Source organism: Variovorax paradoxus (assembly GCF_000834655.1).
Taxonomy (GTDB): Bacteria; Pseudomonadota; Gammaproteobacteria; order Burkholderiales; family Burkholderiaceae_C; genus Variovorax; species Variovorax paradoxus_F.
In genome coordinates, this window is record NZ_JXQQ01000051.1 from 18,086 (window position 1) to 30,205 (window position 12,120).

Annotated in this window: 13 protein-coding genes; 9 read left to right on the forward strand and 4 right to left on the reverse strand. The window is 64.3% G+C overall.

The annotated features are described in order from the left end of the window. Positions 1-38: 38 nt before the first annotated feature. Positions 39-641 carry a phosphoribosylglycinamide formyltransferase gene (gene purN / locus RT97_RS21365; protein WP_042580836.1) on the forward strand — a complete coding sequence of 201 codons (603 nt, stop codon included), beginning with the start codon at positions 39-41 and terminating at the stop codon, positions 639-641. 29 nt (positions 642-670) lie between these two features. Continuing rightward, entirely contained in the window at positions 671-991 is a 321-nt protein-coding gene (locus RT97_RS21370; RefSeq protein ID WP_042580844.1) for an I78 family peptidase inhibitor, read from the forward strand. Between the two features lie 11 nt (positions 992-1,002). On the opposite strand, the gene RT97_RS21375 is transcribed toward RT97_RS21370, so the two are convergent. Continuing rightward, complete coding sequence (locus RT97_RS21375; RefSeq protein ID WP_042580837.1) at positions 1,003-1,245, reverse strand: DUF1653 domain-containing protein; 243 nt, start codon at positions 1,243-1,245, stop codon at positions 1,003-1,005. A 51-nt stretch (positions 1,246-1,296) separates the two neighbouring features. Between RT97_RS21375 and RT97_RS21380 the strand changes: the two genes are divergently transcribed. From RT97_RS21380 to RT97_RS21390, 3 genes are all read left to right on the forward strand, one after another. Further along, positions 1,297-3,150, forward strand: a complete 1,854-nt coding sequence (locus RT97_RS21380; protein ID WP_042580838.1) for a M48 family metallopeptidase — start codon at positions 1,297-1,299, stop codon at positions 3,148-3,150. 28 nt (positions 3,151-3,178) lie between these two features. Continuing rightward, positions 3,179-4,450 (forward strand): RsmB/NOP family class I SAM-dependent RNA methyltransferase, encoded by a 1,272-nt coding sequence (locus RT97_RS21385; RefSeq protein WP_042580839.1) that lies wholly within the window; start codon positions 3,179-3,181, stop codon positions 4,448-4,450. Between the two features lie 132 nt (positions 4,451-4,582). Then, positions 4,583-5,797, forward strand: a complete 1,215-nt coding sequence (locus RT97_RS21390) for a DesA family fatty acid desaturase (RefSeq protein ID WP_042580840.1) — start codon at positions 4,583-4,585, stop codon at positions 5,795-5,797. A 165-nt stretch (positions 5,798-5,962) separates the two neighbouring features. On the opposite strand, the gene rpmG is transcribed toward RT97_RS21390, so the two are convergent. The 3 genes from rpmG to trxB all read right to left on the reverse strand — a co-directional run bounded on the left by rpmG (position 5,963) and on the right by trxB (position 7,524). Continuing rightward, positions 5,963-6,136: a 50S ribosomal protein L33 gene (rpmG, locus tag RT97_RS21395; RefSeq protein WP_007830291.1), complete on the reverse strand. Its 174-nt coding sequence runs from the start codon at positions 6,134-6,136 to the stop codon at positions 5,963-5,965. 11 nt (positions 6,137-6,147) lie between these two features. After that, complete coding sequence (rpmB, locus tag RT97_RS21400) at positions 6,148-6,381, reverse strand: 50S ribosomal protein L28 (protein ID WP_007830293.1); 234 nt, start codon at positions 6,379-6,381, stop codon at positions 6,148-6,150. Between the two features lie 183 nt (positions 6,382-6,564). Beyond that, on the reverse strand, positions 6,565-7,524 hold the full coding sequence (gene trxB / locus RT97_RS21405; protein WP_013539843.1) for a thioredoxin-disulfide reductase: 960 nt from the start codon (positions 7,522-7,524) through the stop codon (positions 6,565-6,567). A 181-nt stretch (positions 7,525-7,705) separates the two neighbouring features. On the opposite strand from trxB, the gene RT97_RS21410 reads away from it, so the two are divergent. From RT97_RS21410 to RT97_RS21425, 4 genes are all read left to right on the forward strand, one after another. Continuing rightward, entirely contained in the window at positions 7,706-8,380 is a 675-nt protein-coding gene (locus RT97_RS21410) for a Crp/Fnr family transcriptional regulator (protein ID WP_042580841.1), read from the forward strand. 93 nt (positions 8,381-8,473) lie between these two features. Further along, the gene (locus tag RT97_RS21415) at positions 8,474-10,894 is read left to right on the forward strand and encodes a DNA translocase FtsK (protein ID WP_042580845.1); all 2,421 of its coding nucleotides are present in this window, start codon (positions 8,474-8,476) and stop codon (positions 10,892-10,894) included. Positions 10,895-11,062: 168 nt separating this feature from the next. Then, on the forward strand, positions 11,063-11,695 hold the full coding sequence (gene lolA, locus RT97_RS21420) for an outer membrane lipoprotein chaperone LolA (protein WP_042580842.1): 633 nt from the start codon (positions 11,063-11,065) through the stop codon (positions 11,693-11,695). Between the two features lie 10 nt (positions 11,696-11,705). Continuing rightward, positions 11,706-12,120: AAA family ATPase (locus tag RT97_RS21425; RefSeq protein ID WP_155403857.1), on the forward strand; the 415-nt coding region annotated here is incomplete at its 3' end.

The following is a 12,120-nucleotide window of genomic DNA, read 5'->3' on the forward strand; positions in this document are numbered from 1 at the left end:
CGGCTGTCGCTCCCGTCCACGGATAATCCCGCCCTCCCATGAAGAACATCGTGATCCTGATTTCCGGCGGCGGCTCCAACATGGCCGCCATCGTGCGTGCCGCCGAGCGTGATCGCTGGGCCGAGCGATTCGGCGCGCGCGTGGCGGCCGTCGTGAGCAACAAGCCGGAAGCCGGCGGCCTGGCGTTCGCCAGGACAGAGGGCATTGCCACCGACGTTGTCCCGCACAAGGACTTTTCGACCCGGGAAGCCTTCGACGAGGCACTGGCGAAGGCAGTAGACGCGCATTCGCCGGCGCTGGTGGTGCTGGCGGGATTCATGCGCATCCTGACGCCGGGCTTCGTGGGACGCTATGCGGGGCGGCTGGTGAACATCCATCCCTCGCTGCTGCCGGCGTTTCCGGGGTTGAACACCCACCAGCGCGCCATCGATGCAGGCTGCAAGGTGGCCGGCGTGACCGTGCACCAGGTCACCATCGAACTCGACCACGGGCCGATCCTCGCCCAAGCCGTGGTGCCCGTGCTGCCCGACGACACCGCAGCCACGCTGGCGGGCCGGGTGCTGGCGCAGGAACATCAGTTGTATCCACGCGCCATTGCCGGATGGCTGGCAGATACATCACGTCACATTCGTAAATTTTGATTATATTGACAGGTTTTCGGGAGCTCGAAGTGAGGAAGAAAACCCCATCGCTGCTGGCAGCCGTTGCCGGCGCCGTTTTTCTGGCGGGCTGTGCCGCCCAGGCACCTGCCCCAGCACCTGCTCCCGCCGCGCGGGCGGAGCCCGTCTACCAATGCAATGCCGATGGCGCCAGGTTCGCCGTCGGACAGCCTTTGACGCCGCAGCTGGAAGCCGCGGCCCGGGTCCGGTCCGGTGCAGGGGTCGTCCGTGCGCTGAAGCCAGGCGAAGCCGTCACGATGGAACTGAACGGCGGGCGGCTCAACCTGGATGTCGATGCGCGCAACCGCGTGACCGATGTTCGCTGCGGTTGACCCGAATCCCGTCAACCTGGCTGGATCGGCGTGAACCTTCGCCGCATCTTGCCTTCGATCTCGATCGTTTCTCCGAACATCGCGGCGGGGCGGACCCAGAGGCCGTGGGCCCCGTAAAGCGCGCGGTACAGCGTCATGGGCTCCAGGGTCTCGCTGTGGCGCACGGTGCCCAGGACTTCGTATTCGCCGCCCTTGTAGTGGCGGTAGCGGCCTGGCGGCGTTTCGATCAAGGGTGGCAGGTCGTTGTCGTTCAACGGGGTTTCCTTCTTTAGAAAACGGTCGGTGCTTGATTTGACGGGAGTCGAATGGATCGCGCGGATTTTGTTCACCTGGTTCGACTGAGCGAGCATGCCAGTGCAGACAACAGCGCGCGCTATCGGCGCAGCGTGGCGGCATTTGCCGCGCTCGGCTATCTGTGGGTGCTGGGCTGCCTCGGGCTCTCGGTGGGCATTCTCGTCTGGGTGGTTTCGTCGCTCGGGCGCGAACGCTTCAGTGTGTCGCGCGGGTGGCTCCTGGTCTTTGCGCTTGGGCTCCTCTGGGCCACGGTGCGCGCCCTCTGGGTGCGCTTCGACGAGCCGGAGGGCAAGGAGCTTTCCCGTGCCGACGCACCGGCGCTCTTCGAGGCGCTGGACCGCATCCGCGGCAAGATCAAGGGCCCGCCCGTCCACCGTGTCTACCTGGACGACGACTTCAACGCCAGCATCCGGCAGGTGCCGCGCTTCGGCCTCTTCGGTGGCGCGGTCAACTCCCTGAGCATCGGGCTGCCGCTCCTGATGATGCTCAATCGGCAGCGGCTGCTGTCGGTGCTTGCGCACGAGTACGGCCACCTGCGGGGCAACCACGGCAAGCTGAGCGCCTGGATCTACCGCACGCGGCTCTCCTGGCTCAAGCTGGACGCCAGCCTGCAGCGCGACGAAGGGGTGATGGCGCTGTTCTCGCAGGCCTTTTTCCGCTGGTACTTCCCGCGCTTTGCGGCCAAGACTTTCGCGCTGGCCCGGCAGGACGAATACGAGGCCGACCGCATCTCGGGCCGGTTGCTTGGCAGTACGGTGGCCGCAGCCGCGCTGACCGAGATCGCGATCAAGGCCAACTGGTACGCCAACGAGTTCTGGCCCTCGCACTGGGCCCGCGCCGAACTGGAACCCCAGGCCCCGGGACCCTTCGCGGCCCTGCGCAAGCTTGCCCCTACGCCGCCCGCCGACGATTTCGCCCGCCAGGCGCTGCGCGAGGCGATGCGCCGCGTGAGCGACCTGGAGGACACGCACCCTGTGCTGCGCGACCGGCTCGAGGCGCTGGGGCAGAAGGCGGTCTTGCCGCCATGGTCGGAGCGACCGGCGCTCGACCTGCTGGCCGACAGCGAGAAATGGATCGGCCATTTCGACAATCTATGGCGCCGCGCCCATGCCGGCGACTGGAAGCAGCACCATGCGCACCGCTCGCGCATCCGCGAGCGCATCGCGGTGCTGGCCGCCCGCGGCGAACGCAACACGCCCGACGAAATGGTCGAATGGGCCGATTCCGAGCGCCGGCTCGATCCAGCGGCACCGGTGCGCGTGCGCTATGAAAGCGCGCTGCGCATTGCGCCGGAGCATCCAGGCGCGCTGCGGGGGCTGGTCCAGATGCTGCCCGTGAGCGACCGCGCAAACCGCCTTGCGGTGCTCGAGCGGCTGCACCAGTCCGGCGCTGCGAGCCGCTGGTGGGCCGCCAGGAGCGCCGTCGCTTCGCTGGAAGATCCGGATGCCGGTTCGCACGATGAAGAAGCGCTCAAGCTGTGGCGCAGCCGACTCAAGGAGGCGGAGGAGGCCGAGGCGCGCGCCTGGGAGGAAATCACCGAGACGCCGTTCTTCAGCCAGATCACGCGGCATGACCTGAACGACTACGAACTGGGCGAATTGCGGGCGGACCTCGTTCGCTGCCTACCCGCGTCGCGGGCCTGGCTGGTACGCAAGAACCTGCGCGAATTTCCGTGGCGCCGGGCCTACATCGTGTTCGTCGAGCTGCCGGGCCTGGACGACGACGACCGCTGGCAGCTGTGCCGCCAGCTCGAGCAGACGCTGAGCCTGCCGGGGGCGGCGCTGGTGCTCTGGGCCGGTCATTCGCCCACGCTGGCGGACATCGAGCAACACGCTTTCGGGGCGGTCTGGACGCGAGAGGCCTAGCAGGGCGACCGCCTGAGACAATCGGGGGATGCACCCCAAAGCCCTGTTGGAGGCCACCGCCGATCTGGTGGGCCTTGTCCTGAAATTCGATCACCCGGCCGACCAGGTCGTTTCCCGCTTCTTTCGCGACCACCGCGAGTTTGGCCCACGCGAGCGCGCCACGCTGGCAGAGACCGTGTATACCGTCCTGCGCAAGAAGCTCCTGTTCGACCATCTCTCGCCCTCGGGCAGCGGCTCTAAGGAGCGCCGCATGGCGATCCTCGGCTTTCATGGCCCGCGCGACTTCCTCAAGAGCGCGCTCAACGACACCGAGAAGCGCTGGCTGGACAACTGCGACGCCGTCAAGCCCGACGACCTGCTGGAGCGCCATCGCCACAACCTGCCCGAGTGGCTCGTGACGCCGCTCAAGGCGCAACTCGGCGACGGTTTCTGGCCCTTGGTCGAAAGCCTGCAGCAGCCGGCGCCGCTCGATCTGCGTGTCAATGCGCTGACCGACAAGCGGGCGGAAGTGAAGGCGGAGCTTGCGAAGGCTGCTATCAAATCTGAAGTAACGCCATTCTCGCCATGGGGTTTGCGCATCGAAGGCAAGCCGGCGCTGACCAAGCTGGACGCGTTCGCCCGCGGTGCCGTCGAGGTGCAGGACGAAGGCTCCCAACTGCTCGCGCTGCTGCTGGACGCCAAGCGCGGCGAGATGGTGGTCGATTTCTGCGCCGGTGCGGGTGGCAAGACGCTGGCTATCGGTGCCACGATGCGGAATACCGGGCGGCTCTATGCCTTCGACACATCGGCGCATCGGCTTGACGCACTTAAGCCGCGTCTGGCGCGCAGCAAGCTTTCAAACGTCCACCCGGCAGCCATCGCCCATGAGCGGGACGACCGAATCAAGCGCCTGGCGGGCAAGATCGACCGGGTGCTGGTTGACGCGCCCTGTTCGGGGCTCGGGACGCTGCGGCGCAATCCCGACCTGAAATGGCGCCAGTCGCCCAAGTCGGTGGAGGAATTGACGGTCAAGCAGACGGCCATCCTGCAAAGCGCGGCCCGGCTCGTGAAGTCGGGCGGCCGGCTGGTTTACGCCACCTGCAGCGTGCTGCCGGAGGAAAACGAGGCTATCGCCGAGGCTTTTGGCGCCGCCAACCCCGATTTCGAGCCTCAGGACGTTTCAGATCTGCTGCAGGGGCTCAAAGTGGAGGGTTTCGAGGCCCTTTGCGCCGGCGGCGCGGATGGCAAGCGCTATCTGCGGCTCTGGCCGCACCGTCATTCGACCGACGGTTTCTTTGCGGCGGTGTGGAACCGCAAATAGGGGCGGGACTCCAAACTAGGGTTAATCAGCGCTTTTCTTGAAGGGTAAACGGCCTCGTTTTGACCCTGTCGCCTTAAAATCGCTGGTTAGCTTAAGGCTGCACCTTCGTGTGGCTATGGAGTACCTGACTCAATGTTGCTTCCTGACTCTGCCGTTCTCAATGCGGCCATCCAATGGCTCGGACACGGCTTGTGGGACATCACATGGTGGCAAGTCGTGCTGTACACGCTCGTCACCACGCACATCACGATCGCTGCGGTCACGATTTTCCTGCACCGAACGCAAACGCATCGGGCGATGGATCTGGGCCCGATCCCTTCGCACTTCTTCCGCTTCTGGCTGTGGCTCGGTACCGGCATGGTGACCAAGGAATGGGTTGCCATTCACCGCAAGCACCACGCCAAGTGCGAAACGCAGGAAGACCCGCACAGCCCGCAGGTCAAGGGCATCGACGAAGTGTTCTGGCGCGGCGCAGAGCTCTACCGCAAGGAGTCGAAGAACAAGGACACGATCGATCGCTACGGCCACGGCACGCCCGATGACTGGATCGAACGCAACCTGTATTCGCGCTACAGCTGGCAAGGCGTGGGCCTGATGCTGGTGATCAATCTGGCGCTGTTCGGCACGCTCGGCATGGCCGTGTGGGCTGTCCAGATGCTCTGGATTCCGATTACCGCCGCCGGCATCATCAACGGCATCGGTCACTATTGGGGTTATCGCAACTTCGAGGCACCCGATGCCAGCCGGAACATCATGCCTTGGGGCCTGATCATTGGCGGCGAAGAGCTGCACAACAACCACCACACCTACCCGACGTCGGCCAAGTTCTCGGTGAAGAAGTACGAATTCGACATCGGCTGGATCTACATCCAGGCCATGCAGGCTATCGGCTGGGCCAAGGTCAAGAAGGTGCCGCCGAAGATGCAGATGGGCGACATCCAGCCCGTGGCCAACGAGAAGACGCTTGAGGCTGTCATCGCCAACCGCTATGAAGTCATGGCCGGCTATGCCCGTGAAATGCGCCGTGCAACCAGCGAAGAGCTGGCCCTCTTGAAGACCAAGGGCGCCGACTTGTCGGTGCTCAAGGCTGCCAAGCGCTGGCTGCACCGTGATGACGACAAGGTCCCCGCGTCGGCCCGCACGCACATTGTGCAGGCACGTGCCGCCCACCCGGTGCTCGACAAGATGGTGACGATGCGCGAAGAACTGCGCCAACTCTGGCTGAACACTTCGCAGTCGCGCGAGCAACTGGCGGCTGATCTGGCGGCTTGGTGCCATCGGGCCGAAGCCAGCGGTATTGCGGGTCTGCGCGAGTTCTCTACGCGTTTGCGCGCTGCACGCGCCTGAGCGGTTTAGCCCCTCATTAAAAAAGCCGACCGCTGGTCGGCTTTTTTATGTGCGTCGTATTTGTCGTGCCTCGGTATTGCGGAGGAATCAATCACGGTAAATCGACAGGCAACAAAAAACCCGCTGGGTAAGCAGCGGGTTCGTCGTTGGAAAACCAGAGCCGAATTACTTCAGCTTGATTTCCTTGTATTCGACGTGCTTGCGCGCCTTGGGGTCGAACTTCATGATCGACATCTTTTCAGGCATCGTCTTCTTGTTCTTGCTGGTCGTGTAGAAGTGGCCGGTACCCGCGGTGGATTCCAGCTTGATCTTCTCGCGTCCGCCTTTGCTCGTTGCCATGATTCAGCTCCTTAAGCTTGGCCGCGTGCACGCAGGTCTGCGAGCACGGCGTCGATACCGTTCTTGTCGATCAGGCGCAGTGCAGCGCTCGAAACGCGCAGGCGAACCCAGCGGTTTTCAGTCTCGACCCAGAAACGGCGATATTGCAGGTTCGGCAGGAACCGGCGCTTGGTTTTGTTGTTGGCGTGGGAAACGTTGTTTCCGACCATCGGGCCTTTGCCCGTTACGTCGCATACGCGTGCCATGTGGACACTCTTTCTTGAACAGCTGGCACCGGCGCAATCGCGGTGATTGCAGGTGTTTTGCAGCTTGACCTCGCCAGAAACGGGTGGCGGTACCCCGGCTTTGCCTGAATGCAGCAAGCCCCCGTGAGAGGGCCTTGTTTCGGCAAAGCCTCGGATTATAGCCCTTTTGGGCAGCACCCGGATTTAGAGCGTGCCGTCCTGCTCCAGGAAGCGCTGGGCATCCAGCGCAGCCATGCAACCCGTGCCCGCGCTCGTGATGGCCTGGCGGTATACGTTGTCCTGCACGTCGCCCGCGGCGAAGACGCCCGGAATGCTCGTCATCGTCGCGAAGCCCTGCAGGCCCGAGCGGGTCAGGATGTAGTTGTCCTTCATCTCCAACTGGCCCTGGAAGATGTCGGTGTTCGGGTGGTGACCGATGGCGATGAAGCAGCCCTTGAGATCGATCTGCTCGGTCTCTCCGGTCTGCGTGTTCTTGATGCGGATCCCGGTCACGCCCGTGCCATCGCCCAGCACCTCATCGAGTTCGTTGTGCAGCTTCAGCACGATCTTGCCTTCGGCGACCTTTTCCTTGACCTTGTCGATCAGGATCGGCTCGGCGCGGAACTTGTCGCGGCGATGCACCAGCGTGACCTTGTTCGCGATGTTGGCCAGGTACAGCGCTTCTTCAACGGCCGTGTTGCCGCCGCCGATCACGCAGACTTCCTGTTCGCGGTAGAAGAAGCCGTCGCAGGTTGCGCATGCAGAGACGCCGCGGCCCATGAACTTCTCTTCGGAATCGAGGCCCAGATACTTGGCCGAAGCACCTGTTGCAATGATCAGCGAATCGCAGGTGTAGGTGCCGCTGTCGCCGGTGAGCGTGAAGGGGCGCTTGCTCAGGTCGACCTTGTTGATGTGGTCGAAAACGATCTGCGTCTTGAAGCGTTCGGCGTGCTCGAGAAAGCGCTGCATGAGCTCCGGCCCTTGCACGCCATGCACGTCGGCCGGCCAATTGTCGACTTCAGTCGTGGTCATCAATTGACCGCCCTGGGCAATGCCCGTGATGAGCAAAGGCTGCAGGTTTGCGCGGGCTGCATAGACCGCTGCGGTATAGCCGGCGGGGCCGGAGCCGAGAATCAAAACCTTGGCGTGTTGGGGAGCGGACATGAGTAGAAAACCTAGGATATACGCTGCGGCAGCGTGTACATTTTCAGGGTGGTAGCGATATATGTGGAGTATCACCGCCCGGTTCAACACCGGGTGCACGGTGTTTTCAATGCGCGCGATTGTAGTAATCCATTGGCTTGCCTTTTGGACCAACTCCGCGCGCTGTATCAGGGATTGATAAATGTCGATGCTGTCCAACCTTGAATTGCTTCGGCGCGTTCCATTGTTCGCGTCGTTGACAGCCACGCAGTCCGCAAGCATCGCGGACGCGATCATCAAGAAGCGCTTCAAGCGTGCCGAAGTCGTCGTGGAGCAGGGCAAGAAGTCCGATGCGCTCTACATCATCCTCACCGGGCGTGCCCGCGTGACCAGTGCCGACAGCCGGGGCCGCGAGGTCATCCTGGCGACGCTGCACCCCGGCGACTACCTCGGCGAGATGAGCCTGATCGACGACGAGCCGCACTCGGCCACCGTGCGCACCGAGATCCAGTGCGACGTTCTCATGCTGGGCCGCGATGCGTTTGCGCGCTGCCTGCCCGAGAACTCCTCGATGGCCTACAACATCATGCGCGGCCTGGTGCAGCGCCTGCGCCATGCCGACCGCAAGATCGAGTCGCTGGCTCTGATGGACGTCTATGGCCGCGTGGCCCGTTCGCTGCTCGAATTTGCCGTCGACGACGGTGCCGGCAATCTCAAGGTGCGTGACAAGATTTCTCGCCAGGACCTGGCAAAGATGGTCGGCGCTTCGCGCGAAATGGTGAGCCGCGTGATGAAGGACCTGGAAGAGCGCGGTTTCGTTCAGACCCTGGACGACGGGTCGATGATCGTCAAGGAACGGCTCCTGACGCTCACTTGAGCCTTCGGGCCGGGCGCCGCAGGCGGCGCCGGCCTTTTGTTGTAGTGTTCGGGCGTCCGGCCTCCGATTTACGGGCCGGGTGCCGTGTTTTTCATGACCTATTCGCTCAATACGCTTCAATCTTCTTCTGCCGCCGATGGGCAACCCGTGCGCATGCGCGCCATGCGCTTCGCCCACGAAATCACGCTGATCGCAGGATTCGCAGCGCTGTTGTTCTGGCTGCTCGCCATGCTGAGCTTCACGCCTTCCGATGCGGCCTGGTCGACGTCGGGCACCGGCGGCGAGATCAAGAACTGGGGCGGCCGCATCGGCGCCTGGCTTGCCGATGGCAGCTACTACGCGGCCGGCTATTCCGTCTGGTGGTGCCTTGCGGCGGGCTTGCGCGCCTGGCTTTCTTCGCTGGCCAACTGGCTGCGCGGCGGCGAGGCCGCTCCGGCCGAGCAGCCACCCCGCGGCCGCTTCAATCGCAGCCGCGTGGCGTTCTGGTTCGGTCTCATCCTCCTGCTGTGCGCGAGCGCCATGCTCGAATGGTCGCGCCTGTACCGGCTCGAATCGCATCTGCCTGGCTCGGGCGGCGGCGCATTGGGCTACCTCGTGGGGCCGGCCAGCGTCCGTTGGATGGGCTTCACCGGCTCAGCGTTGGTGGCCATCGCCGGTGGCGTGATCGGCTCGGCGCTGGTCTTTCGTTTTTCGTGGAGCCTGATTGCCGAGCGCATCGGCGCCCGCGCGTACTCGCTCTTCGAATCGCGCCGCGAAAAGCGCGAAATGGCCGCCGACATCGCCATGGGCAAGCAGGCCGCCCGCGAGCGCGCCGAAGCCGATGAGCCGGCGTTCACGCGCGGCGATTCGGGCAGCAGGGGCGACGGCCCCGCCATGACCACCGATTTCCCCGACGACGAGGAAATCAGCATCGAGCCGCGCCCCAAGCGCCGTCCGCCATCGCCGCCGGTGCAGATCGAGCCCGCGATGACCGAAGTGCCCAAGAGCGACCGCGTCGTCAAGGAGCGCCAGAAGCCGCTCTTCAAGGAACTGCCCGACAGCAAGCTGCCGCAGGTCGACCTGCTCGATGCGGCGCTGGTGCGCCAGGAAACCGTCTCCGCCGACACGCTCGAGATGACCTCGCGCATGATCGAGAAGAAGCTCAAGGACTTCGGCGTCGAGGTGCGCGTGGTGCTTGCCTCGCCCGGTCCGGTGATCACGCGCTACGAAATCGAGCCCGCCACCGGCGTCAAGGGCTCGCAGATCCTGGGCCTCGCGAAGGACCTCGCGCGTTCGCTCTCGCTGGTGTCGATCCGCGTGGTCGAGACCATCCCGGGCAAGAACTACATGGCGCTCGAGCTGCCCAACGCCAAGCGCCAATCGATCAAGCTCAGCGAAATCCTAGGCTCGCAGGTCTACAACGAAGGCAAGTCCATGCTCACCATGGGCCTGGGCAAGGACATCATCGGCAACCCCGTGGTGGCCGACCTCGCGAAGATGCCGCACGTGCTTGTAGCCGGTACCACCGGCTCGGGCAAATCGGTGGGTATCAACGCGATGATCCTGTCGCTGCTCTACAAGGCCGAGGCACGCGACGTGCGGCTCTTGATGATCGACCCGAAGATGCTCGAAATGTCGGTCTACGAAGGCATCCCGCACCTGCTGGCGCCGGTGGTCACCGACATGCGCCAGGCGGCGCACGGCCTGAACTGGTGCGTGGCCGAGATGGAGCGCCGCTACAAGCTCATGAGCAAGCTCGGCGTGCGCAACCTGGCCGGCTACAACACCAAGATCGACGAAGCCAAGGCGCGCGAGGAGTTCATCTACAACCCGTTCAGCCTCACACCCGACGATCCGGAGCCGCTCAAGCGCGAGCCGCACATCGTGGTGGTCATCGACGAACTGGCCGACCTGATGATGGTGGTCGGCAAGAAGATCGAGGAGCTCATCGCCCGACTCGCGCAGAAGGCGCGCGCCGCCGGCATCCACCTCATCCTGGCCACGCAGCGGCCCAGCGTCGACGTGATCACGGGCCTCATCAAGGCCAACATCCCGACCCGCATCGCATTCCAGGTGTCCAGCAAGATCGACAGCCGCACCATCCTCGACCAGATGGGCGCCGAAGCGCTGCTCGGCATGGGCGACATGCTCTACATGCCCAGCGGCACGGGCCTGCCGATCCGCGTGCACGGCGCCTTCGTGAGCGACGAGGAAGTGCACCGCGTGGTGGCCTACCTCAAGAGCCAGGGCGAGCCCGACTACATCGAGGGTGTGCTCGAAGGCGGCACGGTCGATGGCGACGGTGACGGCGACCTGCTCGGCGGTGGCGATGCCGAGAAAGACCCGATGTACGACCAGGCGGTCGAGGTGGTGCTCAAGAACCGCAAGGCCAGCATCTCGCTCGTGCAGCGTCACCTGAAGATCGGCTACAACCGCGCCGCGCGGCTGGTCGAAGACATGGAAAAGGCCGGCCTCGTCAGTGCCATGAGCGGCAGCGGGCAGCGCGAAATCCTGGTGCCCGCGCGCACCGAATAATTGGCGCTGCAGCGGTTCGCAATTCCGGTTACGTGCTGAAAGGCAATTTGCAGAAGCGCTCGCCGGCATTGCAAATCTTCATGAAGACCTACACATGCCGCAATTCGCGGCGGGTAGGGTCGATGCCCAGTGCAATAGCTTCTTCCAAGCTTTTTCGAGGAATCCAAATTGAAAATCCGCCATTGGCTCCTGATAGGCCTTCTTTGCTCCGCCAACGCCTGGGCCGGGGGGCTTGAAAGCCTCGAGACTTTCGTGAAGACGGTCAAATCGGGCCGCGCCGAATTCACCCAGACCGTGACTGCGCCCTCGCGCGAAGGCCAGCCCGGCCGCGTGAAGACATCGACCGGCACCTTCGAATTCCAGCGTCCCGGCAAATTCAAGTTCGACTACCGCAAGCCTTTCGCCCAGAGCATCGTGGCCGACGGCAAGACGCTCTGGCTCTACGACGCCGACCTGAACCAGGTCACTCAGCGCGCCCAGGCTCAGGCGCTGGGCTCCACCCCGGCGGCGCTGATTGCGGCGGCGCCCGACCTGCGCGCGCTGCAGGCCGACTTCACACTCGAAGCCGCGCCCGAGCGCGACGGCCTCGAATGGGTCAAGGCCACGCCGAAGAACAAGGACGGCCAGCTGCAGAGCGTGCTGGTCGGCTTCCAGGGCGACGCCCTCGCGGCGCTCGAAATCCTCGACAGCTTCGGCCAGCGCTCGGTGCTCAAGTTCAGCAAGGTCGAAGTGAATCCCTCGCTTGCCGCCAGCGTGTTCGATTTCAAGGCGCCTGCTGGCGCCGACGTCGTCAAGCAGTAACCCCCGCAGTTTGGCCACCAGTTCCCACCAACCCCTTGCCGAGCGACTTCGCCCGAAGACGCTCGGCGAAGTGATCGGCCAGCAGCACCTGCTCGGCCCGGGCATGTCGCTGCGCATCGCTTTCGAGTCAGGCCAGCCGCATTCCTGCATCCTCTGGGGGCCGCCGGGCACCGGCAAGACGACCATCGCGCGCCTGATGGCCGATGCCTTCGACGCGCAATTCCTGAGCATCAGCGCCGTGCTGGGCGGCGTGAAAGACATTCGCGAGGCCGTCGAGCGCGCCACGGCCGCGCGAGACGGGCTGGAGCAGCAGCGCACCATCGTCTTCGTGGATGAGGTGCACCGCTTCAACAAGAGCCAGCAGGACGCGTTCCTGCCGCATGTGGAATCGGGGCTTTTCACCTTCATCGGCGCGACCACCGAGA

What these genes read in the sequence shown, in the direction of transcription:
- RT97_RS21415 (WP_042580845.1), top strand. Translation starts at nt 8,474, where the DNA reads ATGACCTATTCGCTCAATACGCTTCAATCTTCTTCTGCCGCCGATGGG.
- trxB (WP_013539843.1), bottom strand. Translation starts at nt 7,524, where the DNA reads ATGTCCGCTCCCCAACACGCCAAGGTTTTGATTCTCGGCTCCGGCCCC.
- rpmB (WP_007830293.1), bottom strand. Translation starts at nt 6,381, where the DNA reads ATGGCACGCGTATGCGACGTAACGGGCAAAGGCCCGATGGTCGGAAAC.
- purN (WP_042580836.1), top strand. Translation starts at nt 39, where the DNA reads ATGAAGAACATCGTGATCCTGATTTCCGGCGGCGGCTCCAACATGGCC.
- RT97_RS21410 (WP_042580841.1), top strand. Translation starts at nt 7,706, where the DNA reads ATGTCGATGCTGTCCAACCTTGAATTGCTTCGGCGCGTTCCATTGTTC.
- RT97_RS21390 (WP_042580840.1), top strand. Translation starts at nt 4,583, where the DNA reads ATGTTGCTTCCTGACTCTGCCGTTCTCAATGCGGCCATCCAATGGCTC.
- rpmG (WP_007830291.1), bottom strand. Translation starts at nt 6,136, where the DNA reads ATGGCAACGAGCAAAGGCGGACGCGAGAAGATCAAGCTGGAATCCACC.
- RT97_RS21380 (WP_042580838.1), top strand. Translation starts at nt 1,297, where the DNA reads ATGGATCGCGCGGATTTTGTTCACCTGGTTCGACTGAGCGAGCATGCC.
- RT97_RS21385 (WP_042580839.1), top strand. Translation starts at nt 3,179, where the DNA reads ATGCACCCCAAAGCCCTGTTGGAGGCCACCGCCGATCTGGTGGGCCTT.